The 23,680-nt window shown below is 37.5% G+C and carries 18 protein-coding genes; 17 read left to right on the top strand and 1 reads right to left on the bottom strand.

Annotation, left to right across the window (positions count from 1 at the left end):
• Nucleotides 1-87: 87 nt before the first annotated feature.
• The 3 genes from IPM14_08125 (at nucleotide 88) to IPM14_08115 (ending at nucleotide 2,075) form a co-directional block, all read left to right on the top strand.
• Nucleotides 88-435, top strand: coding sequence for a YHS domain-containing protein (locus tag IPM14_08125; protein ID MBK9098067.1), 348 nt, complete (start codon nucleotides 88-90; stop codon nucleotides 433-435).
• 65 nt (nucleotides 436-500) lie between these two features.
• The gene (locus tag IPM14_08120) at nucleotides 501-1,166 is read left to right on the top strand and encodes a cation transporter (protein MBK9098066.1); all 666 of its coding nucleotides are present in this window, start codon (nucleotides 501-503) and stop codon (nucleotides 1,164-1,166) included.
• A gap of 9 nt (nucleotides 1,167-1,175) precedes the next feature.
• Nucleotides 1,176-2,075 carry a cation transporter gene (locus IPM14_08115; protein ID MBK9098065.1) on the top strand — a complete coding sequence of 300 codons (900 nt, stop codon included), beginning with the start codon at nucleotides 1,176-1,178 and terminating at the stop codon, nucleotides 2,073-2,075.
• A 2-nt stretch (nucleotides 2,076-2,077) separates the two neighbouring features.
• Here IPM14_08115 and IPM14_08110 read toward each other — a convergent pair whose 3' ends face one another.
• Nucleotides 2,078-2,965 carry a phosphatase PAP2 family protein gene (locus IPM14_08110; protein ID MBK9098064.1) on the bottom strand — a complete coding sequence of 296 codons (888 nt, stop codon included), beginning with the start codon at nucleotides 2,963-2,965 and terminating at the stop codon, nucleotides 2,078-2,080.
• A 259-nt stretch (nucleotides 2,966-3,224) separates the two neighbouring features.
• On the opposite strand from IPM14_08110, the gene IPM14_08105 reads away from it, so the two are divergent.
• The 14 genes from IPM14_08105 (at nucleotide 3,225) to IPM14_08040 (ending at nucleotide 23,457) form a co-directional block, all read left to right on the top strand.
• Nucleotides 3,225-4,538, top strand: a complete 1,314-nt coding sequence (locus tag IPM14_08105; protein ID MBK9098063.1) for a pyridoxal phosphate-dependent aminotransferase — start codon at nucleotides 3,225-3,227, stop codon at nucleotides 4,536-4,538.
• A gap of 89 nt (nucleotides 4,539-4,627) precedes the next feature.
• Nucleotides 4,628-5,098 carry a PTS sugar transporter subunit IIA gene (locus IPM14_08100; GenBank protein ID MBK9098062.1) on the top strand — a complete coding sequence of 157 codons (471 nt, stop codon included), beginning with the start codon at nucleotides 4,628-4,630 and terminating at the stop codon, nucleotides 5,096-5,098.
• A 33-nt stretch (nucleotides 5,099-5,131) separates the two neighbouring features.
• Nucleotides 5,132-6,391: a histidine--tRNA ligase gene (locus tag IPM14_08095; protein ID MBK9098061.1), complete on the top strand. Its 1,260-nt coding sequence runs from the start codon at nucleotides 5,132-5,134 to the stop codon at nucleotides 6,389-6,391.
• Nucleotides 6,392-6,473: 82 nt separating this feature from the next.
• A complete protein-coding gene (gene rlmB, locus IPM14_08090) occupies nucleotides 6,474-7,232 on the top strand; it encodes a 23S rRNA (guanosine(2251)-2'-O)-methyltransferase RlmB (protein MBK9098060.1) in 759 nt (252 codons plus the stop codon).
• A gap of 923 nt (nucleotides 7,233-8,155) precedes the next feature.
• Nucleotides 8,156-9,517 (top strand): T9SS type A sorting domain-containing protein, encoded by a 1,362-nt coding sequence (locus IPM14_08085; protein ID MBK9098059.1) that lies wholly within the window; start codon nucleotides 8,156-8,158, stop codon nucleotides 9,515-9,517.
• A gap of 578 nt (nucleotides 9,518-10,095) precedes the next feature.
• The gene (locus IPM14_08080) at nucleotides 10,096-10,506 is read left to right on the top strand and encodes a T9SS type A sorting domain-containing protein (GenBank protein MBK9098058.1); all 411 of its coding nucleotides are present in this window, start codon (nucleotides 10,096-10,098) and stop codon (nucleotides 10,504-10,506) included.
• 236 nt (nucleotides 10,507-10,742) lie between these two features.
• Nucleotides 10,743-11,552 carry a T9SS type A sorting domain-containing protein gene (locus IPM14_08075; GenBank protein ID MBK9098057.1) on the top strand — a complete coding sequence of 270 codons (810 nt, stop codon included), beginning with the start codon at nucleotides 10,743-10,745 and terminating at the stop codon, nucleotides 11,550-11,552.
• A 40-nt stretch (nucleotides 11,553-11,592) separates the two neighbouring features.
• Nucleotides 11,593-14,031, top strand: a complete 2,439-nt coding sequence (locus IPM14_08070) for a T9SS type A sorting domain-containing protein (GenBank protein ID MBK9098056.1) — start codon at nucleotides 11,593-11,595, stop codon at nucleotides 14,029-14,031.
• Nucleotides 14,032-14,062: 31 nt separating this feature from the next.
• Nucleotides 14,063-15,343, top strand: coding sequence for a T9SS type A sorting domain-containing protein (locus IPM14_08065; GenBank protein ID MBK9098055.1), 1,281 nt, complete (start codon nucleotides 14,063-14,065; stop codon nucleotides 15,341-15,343).
• An 8-nt stretch (nucleotides 15,344-15,351) separates the two neighbouring features.
• The gene (locus tag IPM14_08060; protein ID MBK9098054.1) at nucleotides 15,352-16,080 is read left to right on the top strand and encodes a VCBS repeat-containing protein; all 729 of its coding nucleotides are present in this window, start codon (nucleotides 15,352-15,354) and stop codon (nucleotides 16,078-16,080) included.
• A 131-nt stretch (nucleotides 16,081-16,211) separates the two neighbouring features.
• Complete coding sequence (locus tag IPM14_08055; protein MBK9098053.1) at nucleotides 16,212-17,180, top strand: T9SS type A sorting domain-containing protein; 969 nt, start codon at nucleotides 16,212-16,214, stop codon at nucleotides 17,178-17,180.
• Between the two features lie 1,396 nt (nucleotides 17,181-18,576).
• The gene (locus IPM14_08050) at nucleotides 18,577-19,086 is read left to right on the top strand and encodes a T9SS type A sorting domain-containing protein (protein ID MBK9098052.1); all 510 of its coding nucleotides are present in this window, start codon (nucleotides 18,577-18,579) and stop codon (nucleotides 19,084-19,086) included.
• 118 nt (nucleotides 19,087-19,204) lie between these two features.
• Nucleotides 19,205-21,622 (top strand): T9SS type A sorting domain-containing protein, encoded by a 2,418-nt coding sequence (locus IPM14_08045; GenBank protein ID MBK9098051.1) that lies wholly within the window; start codon nucleotides 19,205-19,207, stop codon nucleotides 21,620-21,622.
• 131 nt (nucleotides 21,623-21,753) lie between these two features.
• Nucleotides 21,754-23,457, top strand: a complete 1,704-nt coding sequence (locus IPM14_08040; GenBank protein ID MBK9098050.1) for a T9SS type A sorting domain-containing protein — start codon at nucleotides 21,754-21,756, stop codon at nucleotides 23,455-23,457.
• Nucleotides 23,458-23,680 lie beyond the last annotated feature (223 nt).

The raw sequence follows: 23,680 nt of genomic DNA, 5'->3' as shown, positions 1-23,680 counted from the left end.
TGCTTCGTCTCCGCTTTTAGCGGATCCTCGCAATGACAAATGAATTAACTCATAAATAAAAGGAAAAACAAAATGCTCAAACAACTCATGATCATCTTTTCAGTAATCGCATTTCTCGGTGTGATTTCTTTTGCACAGGAAAAACCTGAAACAGAAAAGAAAGAAAAGAAGGAATGCTCTCATAGCTGCTGCGGAACAAAGGAAAGCAAAAGTGAAGCAAATTTGGAAACGAATGAAGACGCAGCAGTCGTTCAAATCTGGAATAAAGTATGTCCTGTCGAAGGAAGTAAAGTAAAGTCAGATTCACCTTCAACTGAGTATAATGGGATGCTTATCGGTTTTTGCTGTGAAGATTGTACTTCAAAGTTTATAAAAAACCCTGAAACTTATTTGAAAAACCTCAATGAGGATGGATCAAAGTTCATAAAAAGTTAGTCGTCATTTATAGTTAAGTTAGGGATGTACTTTAATGCATCCCTTTTTTTATTTTAGTACTATCGATGAATAATTTAATTAAAAAAGCATTTATACTTAGTCTGATAACAATCTTCTACAATATTGCAGAAGGATTGATCTCTGTCTATTTCGGCGCTGGGGATGAAACTCTTGCATTGCTTGGTTTCGGTGTTGACAGTTTTGTTGAAGTGATTTCAGGAATAGGAATTGCTCATATGATTTTTAGAATGAAGCATTCGAAAGTTCAAACTCGTGATGAATTTGAAAAAACTGCATTGAGAATAACAGGAAGTGTATTTTATCTTTTAGTGCTCGGATTAATAGCAGGTTCAGTTCTCAATATTTTTAATGATGTAAAACCCTCGACAACACTTCCTGGGATAATTATCGCTGTGATATCAATTGCAACAATGTATTGGCTGATGACTTCAAAATTAAAAGTTGGTAAAGCATTAAGCTCAGATGCAATCATTGCAGATGCGAATTGTACAAAAACCTGTTTTTATCTTTCATTTATTCTGCTTGCATCAAGTGGATTGTACGAATTATTTGATATTGCTTACTTCGATATTTTAGGATCATTAGGAATTGCTTACTTTGCTTTCAAAGAGGGAAGAGAAGCATTTGAAAAAGTGAAAAGCGGAAATTTAATGTGTAATTGTGATGACTGTGAATCTGAGAACAAATCACCAATTTTGAATTCAAAGTAAAATTATTAAATGTCGCATCACAATCATAATCATTCCCACTCCCAAAATTTTAATCGTGCCTTCATTATTGGAATCATCCTGAATGTTCTCTACATCATTGTTGAACTTGTATATGGATTTTTAATTAATTCAATGGCTTTGATTGCAGATGCTGGACACAATTTTAGTGACGTCCTCGGATTGCTTTTAGCCTGGGGTGCTTCATATCTCGCAAAAACTGCTGCAACGGAAAAACGAACTTACGGTTTAAGAAAGTCAACGATCCTCGCAGCATTTTTCAACTCTATCATTTTAATGATTGCGGTTGGCGCAATTACAATTGAAGCAATCAGGAAAATTATTTATCCCGAACCTGTTAACGGACAAACCATGATGATTGTTGCAGGCATCGGATTTTTAATAAATACAATTACTGCTCTTCTGTTTATGAAAGGAAGAGAGAAAGATTTAAATATTAAAGGTGCATTTCTTCATATGGCTGCCGATGCCGGAGTATCTCTGGGAGTTGTGCTTGCCGGATTAATCATTGTATCGACTGGTTGGCTTTGGGTGGATCCTGCAATTAGTCTCGTTATTGTTTTCGTAATAACAATTGGAACCTGGGGACTACTGAAAGATTCGTTTCAACTTTCAATGGATGCAGTACCGAAAGGAATTGATCTGAAAGAAGTTGGTAAGTATCTGAAAGAAATTGATGGAGTTGAAGAAGTCCACGATCTGCATATCTGGGCGATGAGTACGACTGAAACTGCACTCACAGCTCACCTTGTAATTCCGTATGCTACCAAAGATGATTTCTTCCTGAAAAAAATTTGTGCGGAGCTGCACAACCGTTTTGGAATAGAACATTCAACCATTCAGATTGAAAAATCGGCTCAGAGTTCAAACTGTGAACATCGGAATGTGTAAAATTAAAAATCCATGTGCAAACTTAATCCCAGTCCGCTTGAATTAACTGAAGGCATTACATCTAAACTTCCCCAAAAATTTTCATTTTCTCTGTCCTCTTCCGAATTTACAATGCTGCTGCCAATGAAATACCCAATTGCAGCACCAACGAATACATCGGAAAACCAATGCTTATTATCATAAATTCTCTGATAGCCGGTAAAACCTGCCAATCCATATAAAGCAACCGTAGCAAACGGATTATCTATACGATTTGCTAAGACAGTTGAAACAGCAAATGCTGTAGCTGTATGACCGGATGGAAATGAAACGTTCGCTTCCTGGAATGAATAAGTAAACATTGTAACCGGTCCTTCATTCGTGTAAGGACGGGATCTTCCAACTGTATATTTAAGTATTGAAACCGCTAATCCCGAGTACAGAATTGATTCGGTTAGCATTCTGCCTGTTGTTGCGATACTTTTATTGTTAAAAATTTTTCCTGTCAGATACATTCCACCTGCAAAAATTCCTGCGTAGCTGGTACTACCATATTTTTCACCGAAGCCAGTTGCATTATCCAGAGAAGGTGAACGTTGGGAATTGACCTGATCTTTAATTTTTGGATCAAGCGAGAAAGCTAAACCTGTTGCCAAAACAAGAGCACCGGTTTTCAACCAATCAGTTGAGGTAAAACTGAATGGTGCAGTAGCGAGGTTTACTCCATCCTCCATAAACAATGAAAAATCACTTTGATGCTGATAACTTATTTGTGTCTGAAGATGAAGTGGTATCTTCACTTCTGAAAGATCATTATCCGAAACTTGAGGATAAATATTTATCGGCTTGGATAAAATTAAAATCGCTGAAAACAATGTGGTCCAGAAAATTTTGCTTCTACTGTTTAGCATAAAATTTTGGCATTAGTTCAGAAATAAATTGTTAGTTAAACCTTGATCAAGGCTGAATTATTGAGAGATAATTCGGTAAGCTAAAATTCTATAAGTGGTTTTTTCTTTTAATTGTGAAATATTCTGGGTGTGATTATAAGCATTTATATCAATTAAACAAATCCAGATTTCAGGTTTTTAAAGAGGATTACAGCTTTTGAGCCGATTTCTGCTTAAATTTAAATGTAAAATTATTGTCAGTATTATTCTGAGAGTTCTAATGAAAAACACACCTATTAACTACGAAGTTGTTTCAAGAAAAATAAAAGAAAGCCGTATTGAGAACATTGGGAAGGCCACAATCCGTGAATTAAAGAAACTAGTTGATGATATTGAAAAAGAAACCGGCGAAAAATTTATAAGAATGGAAATGGGAATACCGGGTTTACCCGCTGCAGATATTGGTGTGAATGCCGAAATAGAAGCGCTTAAAAAAGGGATTGCTAACACATATCCGGACATTCAGGGAATTCCTCAACTGAAAAATGAAGCCTCAAGGTTTGTAAAACTTTTTTTGAACATTGATGTAAATCCTGAAGGATGTATTCCTACTGTTGGTTCTATGCAGGGAAGCTTTGCATCTTTTATTACAACCAGCAGAATGTATGAAAAACAAGATACAATTCTCTTTCTTGATCCGGGATTTCCGGTTCACAAACAACAGCTTAAAGTTCTCGGACGAAAATTTGAAACTTTTGACGTTTATGATTTCAGAGGTGACAAACTTAAAGCAAAAATCGAATCTTATCTTTCTAAAGGAAATATTGCAGCAATGCTTTATTCTAATCCAAATAATCCATCCTGGATTTGTTTTACTGAGAAGGAGTTAAAAATCATAGCTGAACTTGCAGATAAACACAATGTTGTAGTTCTTGAAGACCTCGCTTACGTTGCTATGGACTTTAGAAAAGATTTGTATCATCCCGGCAAACCGCCGTACCAGGCTACAGCAGCTCGTTATACGGACAATTATATTTTATTTATCTCCAGCTCAAAAGCATTCAGCTATGCAGGTCAGAGAATTGGATTGATGATTATGTCGGATAAGTTATACGAAAAACAATGTCCCGACTTAAAAAGATTTTACACAACTGATATTTTCGGAAGAGCTATGATCTTCGGAACAGTATATGCACTTAGTGCGGGCGTGACTCATTCAGCTCAATATGCAGTTGCAGCAATGCTGAAGGCAGCTAATGATAGTCAATTTAATTTTGTCGATATTGTAAAAGAGTACGGCGCTAAGGCTAAAATTATGAAAAAACTTTTTACTGATAATGGATTTTATATTGTGTATGATAAAGATGAGAACGATCCGATTGCTGATGGATTCTATTTTACATATGCATATCCAAATTTCTCGGGTGAACAATTACTCGAAGAAATGCTGTACTACGGAATCAGTGCAATCTCTTTAGCAATAACAGGAAGTCAGCGATTGGAAGGAATCAGAGCATGTGTCTCACTTGTCCAGAGAGATCAATTCCCTGATTTAGAAAAACGGTTGAAGAAATTTCACGAAGATCATCAGTAAAAATTAATTTTAAGAAATAGTTTGTGAAAGGTATACCTGATAACTAAATTCACAACTGCAATTCAAATTATTCTAATTAATGATTGATTATGAAAGTTCACGAACTTATAAGTACGAAAAATATTCTTACCGGGTTTAAAAGCATTAATAAGCAAGATGTGATTAATGAGCTGGTTGATCTGTTAAAAGGTGATGAGCGTGTTATTGATCTTGATGAGATAAGAAAATGTGTTTTTGAAAGAGAAGAAAAAATGTCAACCGGGGTTGGAAAAGGCTTTGCAATCCCGCACGGCAAAACGAATTCGGTTACCGATATTCTTGCGGCATTTGGAAAAAGCTCAACACCTATTGAATACGATTCACTTGACGGCGAACCAGTGCATCTTGTCTTTTTACTTATCGGGAAAGAAACTCTTCTTGCAAAGCATATTAAACTTCTGAGCAGAATTTCCCGACTGATGAACAATGAAGAGTTCAGGAAAAAGTTGATTGAAGCTGAAAGTCCGGAATCTATTTTGAAAATTTTCCAGGATGAAGAGCAGAGTTATTCCGATGTTTAGTCAAAACATCTCAAATTCACTTCTGTTTTTAAAATGATTAAAGCTGTAACAGGCACAAAAGATATCCTGCCATCCGATATTTCACGCTGGAAATATCTCGAGAATATTGTCCAAAGAGTATTCAATAATTTTAATTACAAAGAAATCCGCACACCTGTTTTTGAAGAGACTGCTCTGTTTGCCAGAGGCATTGGTGAGGAAACGGATATCGTTGGCAAAGAGATGTACACCTTTAAAGATAGAAGTGATACGAGCCTTACACTCAAACCAGAAATGACTGCTGCAGTAGTTCGTGCCTTTGTTGAACACTCACTCGGTGCACAGCAGTCATTGGTAAAATTATTTTATATGTCACCGATGTTCAGGCAGGAAAGACCGCAGGCAGGAAGATTCAGACAATTTCATCAGTTTGGTGCAGAAGCAATCGGAAGTAAATCTCCTTTACTTGATGCTGAGATGATACAGATGGCTTATGAAATTCTGAAATCACTCGGACTAAAAAATCTTACTGTTAAAATAAATTCGCTTGGGACACCAGAGACAAGAGAGAATTACAAAAAGGTCCTCAAAATTTTTCTTGAAGATAAAAAATCCAATCTTTCCGAAGACAGCAGAAGAAGATTTGAAACAAACATACTCCGCATATTTGACAGCAAAGTTGAATCCGATCAGAAAATAATAAAAGATGCACCGAAGCTTATTGATAATCTCGATGAAGAAAGTAAAAATGATTTTGAGATTGTAAAAAATCAGCTGGCAAAATCGGGAATCCCATTTGTAATCGATCCCGCGCTTGTCAGAGGATTGGATTACTACACAAAACTCACTTTTGAAATCGACAGTGGAAGCGTTGGTGCACAAACAGCACTTTGCGGTGGTGGAAGATATGATTTGCTTATCGAAATACTTGGAGGGAAACCAACTCCCGCAACGGGATTCGCAGGTGGAATAGAAAGAATTCTTCTCGCCTGCGAAAATGAAAAAAGTTTTGCTTTGCCGGAACAATCAATTGATGCTTATCTAATCAGGATTGATAACGATTTAGAATCAGTCGTCAGCGAACTTGCTGGAAAATTAAGAAAGGAAAATATCTCTGTTGATTTTGATTATCTGCAGAGAAGCGTAAAAGCACAAATGAGAGAAGCGAATAAACTGAATGCAAAGTATGTTTTATTTATTGGTGGCGATGAATACAAACAAGGAATGTTTAAATTGAAAAATATGAGTGATAGCTCTGAAAAGAATATACCTTTGGAAAAAATCCACGAATTAATATCCACTATAAAAAAATAATGGAACACAGATGACACTGATGAGACTGATCTGCGCTGATCATAAAAAATCTGCGTTATCAGCGTTCCATTGCAATTAAAAGATGAACATTATCATTGGCAGAAAACCTGTACTTGAAGCACTAAATTCAAACGAAGAAATAGAGCAGGTTTATCTTCTTTTCGGACAGCAGGGGAACATAATCAACGCAATCCGTGTTGCCGCAAAGAAGAGGGGAATAAAGTGCAACCAGATTCCACTTGAACGATTCAGATCGTACACACCATCACAAAACGCTCAGGGAGTAATCGCGCTTAAACAAGATTTTAAATTTACTTCATTCGATGAAATACTTTCTGAAGCGAAAAAATCTTCATACCCGCTAATTTTAATTCTGGATGAAATTCAGGATCCGCATAATGTTGGTGCAATTCTCCGGTCGGCAGAGTGCAGCGGAGTAAATGGAATTATTCTCACCAAACACAACAGTGCAACAATCACTTCGACAGTCACAAAAGTTTCTGCTGGCGCAACTGAGCATGTAAAAATCTGCCAGGTAAATAATCTCTCACAGACAATCGATGAGCTGAAAGAAAAAGGATTTTGGATTGTTGGATCATCATTAGAGAATGCAAAGAACTACACCAATGTCGATTACAAAATTCCAATTGCACTAATTGTCGGAAATGAAGAAAAAGGAATCAGAAAGCTTACTGCAAGTAAGTGCGATTTTCTTGTGAAGATTCCGATGACTGGTAAAATCCAATCTCTCAATGTATCCGTTGCAACGGGTATACTGCTTTTTGAAATCCTTCGCCAGCGTCAGATTCCTGATTCGCTTCGCTCACAGGAATTACAATAATCGTTAAGTCATTCTGGCGAAGTCCACAAAAGTGAACGAGTTCAGAATCTGGCAAGGAAATTAAGTCAGATTTTTGACTCACTCCGTTCACAGGAATGACGATAATTGTTATGTCATTCTGGCGAAGTTCACGAAAGTGAACGAGTCCAGAATCTACAAGCAAAATTGAATTCCAGATTCCCGACGCGTCCTGACTAAAATCAGGACTTGCGGGAATGACTATTCACCTTGTTTATTCCGTCGAATTCCAGAATCTGAAAAATCTGAGCAGAATATTTCAAACTCTCCGCCAGATGATGTATCGCAGAAATGACATTTTTATTAATTGGCCATAATTCCAGGTTGATTTCCTGCCGATAATTCCTTACGTTTCGCAATAATAACCAGGAGAGGTTATGAAAAAATGGGTAGTACTTTTTTTTATTTGTTATATAGCAAATAACTTTTCACAAACAAGCATCTCACCGCAATTCTCCGAACTCAATGGGATGGAAGACCAGTTTGGTAATACACATCTGTTTTACAGGATTTATACATCCTATACAAACGATCCATTCTATAATATGACTAATGATATTTATCATTTCGATTTAACGACTTCGTCAGATTCACTTTTTCTGGAAGATTATAGTCACTCAGATCCGGTCATGTCATACTTCAGAACGGTAAAAGATTACACTTTCTGGGATGATGATTTTTCAAAATATATTTTTTGTGGTTCGATGGGCTCCTGGGAACCAGGACCGTATATAAAGAGATTCGATAGTGATTATGTAATGCTTAATTATCTTTGCTGTGAAGTCAATCATATAGATATTTCAAGTTTTGATGACAGCCTGATTTATGCCGGAGGATTTATTGATGATGGAACAATTAAAAGTTCTAATGGCGGATTCAACTGGATACCAGTTGGCGACACACTAATGTTTTTATCGTTAAATCCTTTTGATGATAATTTATTATTTGCAGAAAATTATATTGGTTTTCTGTACAGGTCGATTGATGGCGGTAATACTTTTCATTTAGTCGATGTGCTGAATCAACCTGCGAGTTCATTGTTCATCTTATATGATTCTGACCAATTACATATTTACAGATTATTTGGTAATCAAACATTAAGAGTATCTTCAGACAAAGGGGAAGCATTCTCCTGGCAAACAAAATATTCAAGTGATTCTAAAATTTTTATTAGCATTGATGAATCAACTTCAGGAACAATTTATTTAGCAGATAAGAAAAACATTTTAGTATCGACTGATTACGGTAACAACTTCAGCATTTACAAAACTCTTGAAAGAAAAATAGTTGGCATCAACAAAAAGCCTAACTCTGACAAACTTTACGCTGCAACAAAATATAAAATTTATGAAATTACACCAGATACAATTCAGGTGATTAAAAGCTTACCAGTTCCACAGGAAGTATTGAGCTACTATCCGCTTGCAGTTGGTAATAAATGGGTTTATGATTACTGGGGTTGGTGGGCTGATACAACATGGCATGGGTTTAGCGGAATAACCTATCGTGAGGTTATAGGGGATACATTATTGGCGAATGGGAAGTTATATTATAAAATATATGATCTGACTACTTTTAATTATCCTCCGATAATCTTCGAAAGAATTGATTCCTCATCCGGAAAAGTATTCAGATTTGATAACACTTTGGGATTGCCTAGCGATGAATATCTCATTGATGATCTTTTTGCTGAAGTTGGTGATACCATTTGGAGCAGCAGACATCAGTATCAGGATTATTTTCCGTTCATTTGTGTCGGCGAAGGATCTTTCGATAAATGGGGAATCCAGGGAGGTAGAAAAATTTTCACCATTTTTGATTTGACCGGATATACTTATTCACTCTCTCAAGGTGTTGGAGTGGATTCAATATACAGTAGTTTTGATTTCGGAGAAAACTTTACGACTCTAAAAGGTTGTATAATCGACGGAGTTGTGTATGGTGATACGACTACAGTCGGTGTTGAAGATGAGCAAAATCCAAATCCAACAGCATTCAAACTTGAGCAGAATTATCCGAATCCATTTAATCCGAGTACGGTTATCAGTTATCAGTTACCGGTAACCAGTAATGTAACACTAAAAGTTTATGATGTACTCGGAAATGAAATCGCAACTTTAGTTAATGAAGAAAAACCTGTCGGTGAATACGAGGTAACATTCTACAGTCATTCCGGCGAAGTCCGGAATCTGACCAGCGGAATCTATTTCTACCAGCTTAAAGCCGGTTCATTCACTCAAACGAAAAAAATGATTCTCTTAAAATAGGTGGAGTTATGATAAAGTATGTAGTTTTAATAATTGCTTGTCTTTTTACAAATACTCTCTCACAGACAGTCGTCTCGCCGCAATTCTCTGAGCTGAAGGGGAAGGAAGATCAGCAGGGTAAAAGTAATGTATTAACCAGTGAGATAGTAAATCTCTATCCACTTGCGATAGGTAACAGGTGGGTTTATCTTACTGTAACGGTAGTTAATCCAAATATAACATACGGTGTTGCGTTGAATGAAGTTATAGGTGATTCAATCGCTGCAAATGGTAAAATGTATTATCATTTGAAGGAAAACAATTACCATTCTCTGGAAAGAATCGACACTGTAGAAGGAAAAGTATATCGTTATTATGAGAATCCAAATCTTCCTCAAAGCGAATATGTTGTTGCGAATTTAACGGGGGAAGTAGGAGATACATTAATTACTTTTAATCCATCTGGTCCTTCTCCTGCATATTTAATTGTAACTAGTATTGATACATTTTATAAATGGGGATTAACAAAGCTTAGAAAAAATTTCATTCGATATGCTTATCCTTCTTTTAGCCGTTTTTCATATACTCAAGATATTGGTATGGACTATTGGGTTTCGACTTTAATTGGATATTCAATGTATTCTGAACGTACACTAAAAGGTTGTTTATTAAATGGGATTCTATATGGAGATACAACACTCACCGGCATCGATGACGAGGAAAACCCAATTGCTTCAGAATTTAAACTAGAGCAGAATTATCCGAATCCATTCAATCCAAGTACAGTAATCAGTTATCAGTTACCGGTAACCAGTAATGTAACCTTAAAAGTTTACGATGTATTAGGAAATGAAATTGCAACGCTCGTTAACGAAGAACTTCCGGCAGGAGAATATGAAGTTGAATTTGATCCATCATCCATCAAACATCTTCCATCTTCAGGAATTTATTTTTATCAATTGAAGGCTGGTCAATTTTCAGAAACAAAAAAAATGATTCTCTTAAAATAGGAGGAGTTATGAAAAAGTATGAAGTTTTTTTATTTGTTATTTTATTAACAAATAGTTTTTCTCAGACAAATAATTCAGCGCAATTCTCCAACCTCAAGGGGATGGAAGATCAGCAGGTTAAAAGTAACTTAATGTCAAATGAAATATTAAATCTCTATCCACTCTCAATTGGCAATAAATGGATCTATGATGGATATCATTTCAATAATGGGAACACTCACCAAAATCTGTATATGATGGAAGTCGACGGAATCTACCTCCAGCCTAATGATAAATTATATTATATCTGGAAAACATACACACCTGGCTATCCTGGGGCCAGCATCTTATATGAAAGAATTGATTCATCAACTTCAAAAATTTACAAATATGATGAAAGCCTCGGATTGCCCGATGATGAATATTTAATTGATGATTTACTTGCTGAACCTGGAGATACTGTCCTTAGCTTCAGGTTCTATCTTCCGGGTAGTTCATTTACGCTAGTGATTAGAGACACTCTGTTTGAAAAATGGGGACTTACAAAAACCAAGCGATTATTTCAGGAAATAGGTTCTGGTATTCCCAAACCCACATATTCTTTAACAGAGGACATTGGGCTGGATAGTATGTTTTTCGATTGGGATTATAATAATTATGATACCTATGTATTAAAAGGTTGCATAATTGACGGAGTAGTTTACGGCGATACAACAGCAGTAGGAGTTGATGACGAAGAATATCCAATTGCATCAGAATTTAAACTTGAGCAAAACTATCCTAATCCATTTAATCCATCAACAAAAATAAAATTTACAATTCCATTAGTAGAGACGACCCGGCGGGTCGTCTTTACAACATTAAAAGTATACGACATCCTTGGCAATGAAATTGCAACACTCGTTAACGAAGAACTTGCAGCCGGAGAATATGAAGTTGAATTTGATGCTTTATCAGGTATCGGGAACCTGCCTGCCGGTAGGCAAGGTCTGATATCAGGAATCTACTTCTATCAGCTTAACGCAGGAGATTTTATTCAAACTAAAAAAATGATTCTCTTAAAATAAATTTTATCATCCATCAATTCAGTAAACAAAGGAAAAACAAATGAAAAAAGTTTTTTTACCGTTCGCACTCGTAATATTGCTTTCAATATCTGCTGTTTCACAGTGGAGAATAATGAATCCGCATCCCACTCCAAATACATCATACATCGGTTCAGCGCCATCTGAAAACAGATTCATAACTGTTACCGGTCAGGGTGAAGCAATTGTTACACACGACGGAGGACAAAACTGGGATATAGTTCAAATCGGCGGTGATGGGATTTACAGAAGCTGTTATTTTATTAATGATAATACTGGCTGGGCTGTTGGTTCCTTTGTAGAACGTCTTCATAAAACAACTGACGGAGGATTAACTTGGACGTGGCAAAGCAATGCACCGGATACAACAAAGTATGATGTGTTTTTCATAGATCAGAATATTGGTTGGTCAATAGGTTTTAATGGATTTATAATCAAAACAACTAACGGCGGAGACGCCTGGTTCTCACAGTCGAATACTTCAGTAACCGATGAAACTCTGTACGGAGTTTATGCAACTGATGAATCCCAAGCATACGTTGTCGGCAGCAATGATGCATTAGTCAAAACAACTAATGGTGGAACAACGTGGAGTTCGGTTCCGATGATATTTGCTACATCAACCAATTATCGCGGAGTACATTTTCCACCAACAGCTACAGGATTCACAGGATTTGTTGTAGGTCATAGAAACAGGATTGCAAAAACAACAGATGCTGGATCAACTTGGACTCCAGTATACGATCCGGGTGGAACAAATCAGCTCTGGGCAATTGACTTTGATGATTTTAACCAGTTTGGACTTGCATGTGGAGCTACAAGCACAGTACTCAGAACTACAGATGGAGGCAATACGTGGTTACCTGTCGCTGGTTTTCCATCGGGAATAACTTTTTATTCAGTGAGATTTGGTGCTGATAATGCGGCTTATCTTTCCGGAAGTAGCGGATACTTTTTTAAATCTACCGATGGCGGCGCAACATGGAATGAACTCGGATATAGATTTACGAGTAGCAGAATAAGGGATGTAAGTTTTGCAGATACACTAAATGGTTATGTGGTGGGAACAGGTTTCGCTGCAAGAACGACTGACGGCGGATTTACCTGGACACAGCAGGTTTCTCCTTACACAGGCGATGTAAATGAAGTTGTTGCACCATCACCGAATCATGCAATTGCGGGATGCGATGCGGGAAATGTTATCGTTACAACTGACGGAGGAAACAACTGGAATTTAATTGCAACAGGAATCACAGGAACAAATTCGGATATACTCGCAATTGATTTTGTTGATGATAATTATGGAATAGTAGCTGCTTATAACGGTACCGTTGCGAAATCAACTAATGGTGGATTCAATTGGAATATTATTTCGACTATCACGGGTTACAATCCCTGGGATATGGATATGGTTGATTCACTATACGGATGGGTTGCTGGGACCGGTGAAAGAATTTCCCGCACAACTGATGGCGGAGTTACCTGGCAGCAGCAGCTTGCAGTTGGTGGATTGGGAACTTATGGAATCTCATTCATTGATCGTGACAGAGGTATTGCAGGTGGAACCGGAGGTAATACATACTACACAACGAACAGCGGAGTAAACTGGCTTTCTGCAGCAATACCACCTGATAATACTGTCTGGGGTATTCATTTTGTTGAATCACCTGTACTTGGAACTCTTGGAATGACAGCTTGTGCCAGTGGTTATGTTTACATATCAACCGATGGTGGAATGAATTGGGCTTTGGAACCACGTTATACAATTTCAACTTTTGATGATATTTATATGACAGATGCGGCTCACGCGTGGATTGTTGGTAACAGCGGAGTAATTCTAAAGTATACGGAACCTGATAATATTCCTGTCGAGCTAACAAACTTTACAGCGAATGTTCAGCAAAATAAAGTTACACTTGTCTGGTCAACGGCAACAGAGACTAACAATCAGGGATTTGAGGTTCAGAGACAGAAGTTAGGAGTCAGAAGTCAGGAGTCAGGATGGGAAGAAATAGGTTTTGTGCCGGGGAGAGGAACTACTACAGAAATATCATCTTATTCATTTATTGATGAGAACTTAAATCCGGGAAGATATAGTTACAGATTAAAGCAAATTGATTTCGATGGCATATATAAATATTATGATCTGGATGAAGTAGTGGAAATAAGTTCACCAATTGGTTTTGAACTGGCGCAGAATTATCCTAATCCATTTAATCCGAGTACTACAATTAAATTTTCAATTCCTCAGAAAGAAAATGTAACGCTAAAAGTATTTGATGTTCTCGGAAATGAAATTAGGACACTACTTAATGAAGAGATGGAAGCAGGATATCATCAGGTTGAATTCGATGCAAGTAGTCATTCCGGTTCTGTCCGGAATCTGCCAAGCGGAATATATTTTTATAAGCTGCAATCAGGAAAATTTTCAGAAACTAAGAAGATGGTTTTATTGAAATAAATTCAAATATTTAATAATAAAGGATGTTATTATGAAAATCCATAAAATATTCTTTCTGGTTTTTATTCCGGTAGTTGCCGCATCTGCACAATGGTATCAGCAAAACAGCGGAACCACTTTCCATCTTCAATCAGTCTTTTTTATCGATGAAAATACAGGTTGGGCTTGTGGAAATGAAGGTGTAATTTTAAAAACAACAAATGGCGGCGAAAATTGGTTTGAACAGAATTCAACAACTACAGAAGATCTTAGAGAAATTCTTTTTGTTGATGAAAACTATGGGTGGGCTTATCAGTATCATCTGATAGTCAGTACAACAGATGGCGGTGCAACGTGGTCTGCTCAACCATTTGGACCTCCTGAAAATTTAGTTGCACTGCAATTTATCAATGCAAATACAGGTTGGCAGCTTTACTATATAATCGATCTTGCAACATTTATAAGCAAAACAACCGATGGGGGAACTAGCTGGTCGGTTCAATATAATCTTCCTGATGAATATTATGATGCTATGTTTTTTATAGACGAGAATTATGGATGGGCTGGAACAATTTGGGCTGTAAGTAAAACGACGGACGGTGGAACGAATTGGACACAGAATACAGCAAATCTTGCTGGTTCTCCAATGTGTATAAGATTTGCAAATCATCAGACAGGATGGATTAGCAGTAACACACTCGGTAGTTATGATATATCAAAATCCACCGATGGAGGTATGTCTTGGTTTAACCAAAAGTTTGCCCCCGGTGAATATATCCATTCAATTTCGTGTCCGAATGATTCTACAGTTTATGCTGCAGGTTTTAAAATGTTTATTCCACCAAACCCTCATGAAGCATTTATTCTAAAGACTGTAGATGGAGGCATTAACTGGAATGAGCAGTACGCCGGAAATGGAGTATTGAATTCAATCTTCTTTATAAATGATACAACCGGATGGGCTGTTGGTGACAGCGGAAAGATTTTATTTACAGAAAATGGTGGTGTTACTTCAATTAAAGAAAATCAGCTTAATGCGGTTGAGTTTGCATTATCACAAAACTATCCTAACCCATTCAATCCAACCACAAAAATAAAATTTACTATTCCATCAGTAGAGACGACCCGGCGGGTCGTCTTTACAACATTGAAGGTTTACGATGGGTTAGGAAATGAAGTTGCAACGCTTATTAACGCAGAGAAACCTGCCGGAGAATATGAAGTGATTTTCGATGCATCATCTGGTATCAGGAACCTGGTATCCGGAATCTATTTCTACCAACTTCGTGCAGATAACTTTGCTCAAACAAAAAAAATGGTCTATCTCAAATAGGAGGATTGATGAAAAAATTATTACTATTAATTTTATTCAGTATTTCAACAATCTTTCCGCAATACATACCAACTTATGTTGAATCTTCAAGCGGATTGAACAATCCATTTCTTGAAGGCGGAAGAACAGAAGTTGAACTTGCAGATATGAATGGTGATGGTAATCTAGATATTGTTTCAGTCGGCGATCATGGCTCACCTTACATCAACACCGGAGAACACGGAGTTATGATCTGGTTTGGAAATGGAACCGGTGCAAATTGGTCGGTTGTACAAATCGGAAATTTTGGCTACGGCGGAGTTGCAATCGGCGATGTAAATAACGACGAAAAACTTGATGTAGGTTATGGGATACATCATAACTATTCCGGTGAAGATCTTGGCGATCAGATACTTGAAGTTGCACTTGGTAATGGATCAGGAACTGCATGGACTCCGTGGGATAACGGACTCGCAACAAACGGAGAAGATTGGGGAATGTTCTGTACAGATTTTGCTGATGTAGACTGCGATGGAGATCTGGATATTGGTGCAAATTCTTTTGGCTGTTGTGCCGGTGTTCATATCTATTTAAATAATGGTAATGGAAGCTGGACTCAGTCATTCGGATTCACTGGCGGGAATTCTTCGATGGATTTTGTTTTCGGCGATGTGAATAATGATGGCTATCCCGATTTTACAGTTTCGCAGCAGAACGGAACGGTTTACATAAATGATCAAACAGAAATTTTACAGTAGCGCGTGCCGGTTATAGCGATGGCCCCGACCTCGGAGATATTGATAACGATGGTACCGATGAACTTTCAATCGCAAATAACAATGGTGGTGTCGAAATTTGGAAATGGAGCTCTGGAATTATCTGGACTTCAATGTCGAATGGCTTGCCAGTTTCAGGTGGATATGAAGCTACTCAAATTTATGATATGAATTCAGATGGCTACACTGATGTTGTCGGGTTTGGAAATGGAATAGTAACAGTCTGGCTTGGAGATGGTGCTGGCAATTGGACTCAAGCAGCACAATTCACATTATCTTCGCCCGGAGATTATAAAGCTTTCAGAATTGATGGTGATGCCGACCATAACGGCTATCCTGATATCGTTCTTGTTGATGAAGAAGGAACATGGATTAATTATCAGAATCATCTTCGTTTCTTTAAAGAAAATTCACCAGCGGACAGTCTGACTATAACGCCGGTTTATCCTTCTCCCAACAGAAAAATAAATGTTCAAAGTGTCCAGACTATAAAATGGATAAGCGAAGTGCCAGCAGGAGTTTCATCGCTTGTAAAACTGGAAATCTCAGCTAATGATACAAGTGGTCCGTGGAATGTTATTGCTGATGATCTTCCGAACAACGGTCACTTTCAGTGGATTATCCCTGAATCAGCGGCATCAACCGATACTTGCAGAATTAGATATACAGTTTACACCAGCACTGACACGGTTTCATCAATTACTTCTGCAGGATTTTTCATAATCGGTGAGCCGGTTTTTTCAGAAGAGAAACGAAACGAGTTTCCTGAGGAGTTTACACTTTATCAGAATTATCCGAACCCGTTTAATCCGAGTACAATAATCAGATTTTCAATTACATCTGTCATTGCGAGCGGAGTGAAGCAATCTCAACTCGTGACCTTAAAAGTTTATGATGTTTTAGGTAAGGAAGTTGCAACACTCGTTGATGAGGAAAAACCAGCTGGTATTTATGAAGTTGAGTTTAACACGATTAGTCATTCCGGTCAGTTTGGAATAAGTGATTTACCAAGCGGAATTTATTTCTATCAGCTGAAAGCCGGTGAATATGTTGAAAGTAAGAAGATGTTATTAATCAAATAATAGAAATTGATATGAGCTAGTTTTGAATATACTTACACATAAATTAATCGGTGCTTTCTTAAGATTGTTCTTTATTATTGCTGTAACATCTAATTCTGCTGAAGGACAAATCACTTACGATGGTCCGGAAAGAGGTTCTGCTCCGGAAGGCATCATTTTAAATACTGATGATTTTTCGTTCAGCGTTAAATCACAACCAGAATACAGAAGTATTGATAATTCTGAACCTGAATTAATTTATCAAAACATCAATTTTTATGAATCATCTGATATTGAAAGGACTTTTTACAATCTGCAATCTGACAGACAAAGCCAGTCGGACAGTCTCATTTTGCTTCAATCTTTTCCGGGTATTCCGCAAACAAATTACAATCCGCCGGATGATTATATAGCCGTGGGACCCGAGCACGTTGGTTTAGTAGTAAATAATTTATTGAGAATATTCGATAAAAGCGGAAACATACTCAACACGATTAATGCAGCTGAGTGGTACTCTAACCTGGTTGGAAATGCAAACCCTGTCGATCCAAAAATTCTCTACGATCATTTTCACGATCGATGGTTGATGGTATGGATTTATGTAGATCATATTCAATTAAGATCTTACCTTTTTTTATCCGTTTCGGATGACGATAACCCGAATGGGATCTGGTATAATTGGGCATTACGTTCCGACGTGAACGGAAACAATCCGTCAAACAATTGGGGAGATTACCCGGGCGTAGGGTTTGATGATAAAGCAGTTTATATAACCTCAAACCAATTCAGTTTCAGCGGTGTCTTCAATTATGTAAAATTAAGGGTAATTAAAAAAGATGATATCTATGTAAGCTCAAATCCTCTGAGTGTGAATTGGACAGATTTCTGGAATATCAGCATTCCCGGCAGTTCAAATTCTGCTTCTTATTTAAGGCCTGCGAGGATGTTTGATTCGTCAAACGTTTTTTATTTGTTCTATCTTCCGAATGCAGGCGGAAATTTTTGTGCAGTTTACACAGTAAGTGATGTACTCACAAATCCGATATTAAATGCTGCTGTCTATCAGTTGATTCCTTATTCAATTTCTCCGGATGCAGAACAGCGCGGCAGTGATGTGTTGATACAGGGTGGGTTTTCTGCCTTGAGAAATGAACCTTTTTTTAAGGATAGTGTTCTTCACGCTGTTCACTGTATTCGTAATCCAAATAATTCGGAATTGTCAAGTCTTCACTATTTAGCTGTTAATCCGATCCAAAATACTGTTTTAAAAGATATAGCGATAGGAAACAGTGAAAAATTTTTTTTCTATCCTGCATTAGCAGTTGATAAGAATAATAATGTTCTTATTTCTTACAGCTGTTCAGCATCTTCAGAATTTGCAGGAGGATTTTATACTTTAATTTCGAAAAAAACCGGGATGCCATCCGGAATTCATGAATTGAAGGGCGGGAATAGTTATTTCAACAGGGATAATGGTTCAGGAAGAAGCAGGTGGGGTGACTATAGTGGTGCGTGGATAGATCCTCGTGATAGTTTAAGCATTTGGATCAGCATTGAATATGTTGAGGCAACCAATACGTGGGGTACCTGGATTGGTTCATTAAAATTTAATGAGACGGTAGTTGAAGTTACATCAGACGAGGATGTAATTAAGAGTTTTGAACTGTTTCAAAACTATCCGAACCCATTTAATCCGAATACGGTAATCAGTTATCAGTTATCTGTAATCAGTAATGTTACATTGCAAGTTTATGATGTACTTGGTAATGAAGTTGCGACTCTTGTAAATGAAGAAAAACCTGCAGGAGAATATCAAGTTGAGTTTATTCCATCATCCATCAACCATCATCCATCTTCCGGAATTTATTTCTATCAGCTTCGTGCTGGTGATTTTGTTCAAACAAAAAAAATGGTTCTGATCAAATAATTTTTAATTCAAAAAAGTTGATACTGCCGAAATATTTTTTTAGTTTGAGCATCAAATTCATTCTTTTTTGAAGCAATTAATCATATCTTTTTCATCAACTAAATACAGGTGGTAAAATATGAATAAAACTATACTATCCTTTAGCTTTGCGGTAGTTCTGGTCTTTTCATCTCTCTTTATAGGGAATATTTTTGCTCAGACAGCTCCGCTACAATATTACATTCAATCTTATCAATTCGAATCTCAAATTTATGATGGGAACGGAACTGTGGGATCAAATCCATCAGAGATTATAATAGGTGAAATTGAACTACACAATATTCCATGGTTGCAGCTGCATTTTTCTGATGTGAACCTTGGAAATGAAAGTTATTTGATAATACGATCGCTCTACGATGACAAGTGGCAGAAACTCGATGCTGTTTCAATGAAACAATGGAATAATTTCAGCGCGTTCTTTAACGGTAATGCTGTTGAAATAAAATTATTCCTTGCACAAACTGACAGGCAGGTTTATATAAAAATTGATGAGATTGTCGTAGGTGAATGGTTTGAAGGTGATCCGACTGAATCACAGTGCGGTCCGACTGATGACCGTACAGCCTCCAATCAGCCTGCAACTGCAAGATTATTAAGTGTTGGCTGTACAGCTTGGATTATTCCAAATGGGAAATTCGCTACAGCAGGTCATTGTCTGGACGGAAGCAGTTCAACAGTAGTTGAATTTAACGTTCCACTCTCTTTACCAAACGGAACACTTCAGCATCCGGGTCCGGAAGATCAGTATTCTGTAAATGTATCAACTAAAATTTTTACTAACGGTGGTGTAGGTAATGACTGGGGAGTTTTCGAAGTTTTTCCGAACTCTATAACTGGATTGATGCCAAAGCAGGCACAGAATGCTTACTGGCCTCTGGTTCAGGATTTAGGCCCGGATTCAATCAGGATTACTGGTTATGGAGTTGATGATGGTACCGCTAATCAAACCCAGCAAACTCATATTGGACCAAATGCTGGTTCTAGTGGAACTACGATGAGATATGTTACAGATACTGAGGGTGGAAATTCAGGCAGCCCTGTTATTGATGGTTTAACAAATGTAGCAGTTGGTGTTCATACACACGGAGGCTGTACATCCAGCGGTGGAAACAATAACGGAACAAGTCTTTTTCACACTGCGTTTTGGGCAGCAGTAGACCAGGGAGCTGGTGGATGCCCTGTCGAACCACCTACTGATCCTAGTCCTCCAAATGGCACAACAGGTGTTCCTCTTAATTTAGCTCAGTTAACCTGGCTTAACGGGATGGGTGCGGTGACCAATGAACTTTACTTTGGTACAAATCCTTCTTCATTAAATCTTGTGCAGAGTGGTACACTTGCAACAAGCTGGACAATAACCGGTGTGACTTTTACTTATGGAACAACTTATTACTGGAGAGTTGTTGAAATTGGAGATACTTGTTCTACAAATGGTCCTGTATGGAGCTTTACAACAGTTCAGGATCCAAATTTAGTACAGTGGTGTGATGCATTTACAAATATGAATAACTGGACAATTGTTGGTCCACTCGGTACAACGAACTGGTCTGCAAATAACTCTGGTTCTGCAGGAGGAACGGCTCCGGAACTGAGATTGACTTGGACGCCTTCATTTACTGGTGTTTCGAAAATAAGATCGGTTGTTATTCCATTACCTGATAATCAATCGATGACTTATTCGTTCAATTATTACTTTGATTGGTATGCTAATCCAAGCGGAACCATCACAGTTGGTGTAACCTATGATGGTGGTGCAACAAGTACAATTCTCTACAACCAGCCTGATGCAACTGGGAACATTGGACCAATTGTTATGAGTGGTAATTTTACAACTCCAGCTTCAGGAGCGGCAAATACGCAAATTGAAATTACTTACAATGGATACTCATTTAATTACGATAATGTCTACTGGGATAATATGTGCCTAGAATATGTAGTTCCTGTAGAATTAGCTGCATTCACAGTAAACGCACTTGGGGCAGATGTTGAATTGATCTGGACAACTGCAACTGAAACTAACAACAAAGGTTTTGAAGTAGAGAGAATAACTTCTTCAGGTGATTTTGAGATGATCGGATTTGTTCCTGGATATGGAACAACCACTGAACCAAAATCATATTCTTACACTGATTCAAAACCAGGTTCAGGTAATTATTCATATAGATTAAAACAAATAGATTACGATGGTTCATTCAGCTATTCGAATGTTATTGAAGTGGAAGTAACTGCCCCGAGCACCTTCTCGCTTGAGCAGAATTATCCTAACCCATTCAATCCAAGTACGACAATCAGGTTTTCGATTCCTGTTGAGACAGATGTAAGGTTAAATGTTTATAACACACTTGGTCAGGAAGTAGCTGAAATTTTGAATGGCAGATTGAAAGAAGGATATCACGAAGTAGATTTTGATGCCGTTTCGTTAACTTCAGGTATTTACTTCTACAGGCTTGAAGCTGATAAATTTGTCGATGTTAAGAAGATGATAATCATAAAATAATTTGCATTTTTTTGATCAGCCCCTCCCAAAAGGAGGGGTTTTTTATTTTTAAATGAGTTTAATACAGAAAATCACTAATTTACCATTGGATTAAATTAGATTTCAGATTAAACATCAACTCGGGGTTTAAAATGAAAGAGTTCACTTCGGTTATTTCATTCCTGCTTCTGTATTCATACAATTATTCACAAGTACCTTTCCCGCAAAATCCTGATTGGATATCGACTGATATTTTAAGTGTATCTACCGGCGGTGCCTTCGCAGATATTAATAAAGATGGCTGGCTGGATTTTGTTGTTGCAAACGGAAATGATATTTCAATTCAAAAACTTGTCGTTTATTACAATAACGGAAATGGTACTTTTCCTTCGACTCCAAACTGGCAAGCAACGGATTCAGATTATCACGGTCATCTTGATTTTGGCGATATCAACGGAGATGGCTGGCCTGATGTTGCAGTTTCCGTTTATATCGGAACAGGAGGTTTCAGTACTCCGGGAAAAGTAAAACTTTATTTAAACAACAACGGAACTCTATCATCAAATCCCGATTGGATTTCAGGTGACCTTTTTTATACTTTCAGTTGTGCATTTGGAGATGCTGATGGAGACGGTGATCTCGATCTTGCAGTTGCAGGTGGTGAAGCATACTACAACAATCCTGCTCAACCAAGAATTTACTACAACAATGGTGGTATGCTTGAAACACTACCTTCGTGGAAAGGAACTGCTTCGATTTATAGTTATGATGTAAATTGGGCAGACTTTGACAATGATGGAGATCTTGATGTAGTCTTTGCCGGAGAAAGCAACCCAAATTTTATTTTTGCGAACTCGGGAACGTCGATAAGCACAACTCCAACTTGGCAATCAACTGATGCAAGTCAGTACGCAAATTCTCTTTTTGTGGGTGATGTAAATAACGATGGATTTCTTGATCTGGCAATTTCAGATAATAATCAGCTTGGCGGCTCGGGTAAATTCAAAATTTATTTGAATAACAACGGCACTTTAAGCACAACTCCATACTGGACATCATCATTTTCCGGATATGGCTCAGGTATCAATCTTGCAGATATTGATAATGATCTCGATCTGGATTTAATAACAGGCGGATGGTGGCAGCCAATAAGAATCTATTTGAACAATAGCGGTACATTCTCAGCAACTCCGCAGTACACATCGACCAGCACAAGTGTCGTTGAAGTTATTGTTATGGGTGATGCTGATAACGATGCGCTTCAAAATATTCAGGAAGTATTTATTAGTGACAGCACAAAGAAAATATTTTACCTGCAGCGTACACCAGTTCAGGCAATCCATCAGGTGATTGTCGATGAAGATACTCTCCAACTGAACGAATATTGTTACGATCTTGAGAACGGATGGATAATGCTTGCCGAACAACCTGATTCCGGGGCAGTGATAACTGTTGAAGCAGTAGTTTCATGGGATATTGATATGGGAGTTACAAACTGGGATCAGAACAAAGGAAATTATTTATTCTTTAACACAAGCGATCCTGTATTTGTTGTTAACGAAGAAAAATCTCCTGAAAATTTTGTTCTGCATCAGAATTATCCAAATCCCTTTAACCCAACAACAAATATCGGATTTCGGATTTCCGATGGCGGATATGTCAGTTTGAAAGTTTATGATCTGTTGGGAAATGAAGTCGCGACACTCGTTGATGAGTACAAGCCAGCAGGGAGTTATGAAGTTAAATTTAATGCTGTAGGGACAGGTTGCGACTTGTCCTTAACAAGTGGAGTTTATTTTTATCAAGTCAAGACGGGAGATTTTAAAGAAACGAAGAAGATGATACTTTTAAAATAAGAGCGAAATAATTTTATGCTTAAACTCCTTTCAGTAAATGCTTGAAGCAGTTTTGTTTGCTAATTACAAATCGATTCTGCTTGACTTTTATCAAAAAAATATCATTTTAACAAGTGATAATTTTTCTCTGCTTCGGGAGGACAAGTAGAGATTCAGTTCCAGCCAGCTCTTCCGAAACAGAAGTTTTGAAAATAACTTTTTCAACATTTTTAAGGAGGTCATC

It is taken from the genome of bacterium (assembly GCA_016716565.1).
In the GTDB taxonomy this organism is placed as follows: Bacteria; Bacteroidota; Ignavibacteria; order Ignavibacteriales; family Ignavibacteriaceae; genus IGN2.
The sequence above is the reverse complement of the archived record's forward strand: the minus strand, read 5'-3'. Positions and strand labels throughout refer to the sequence as shown.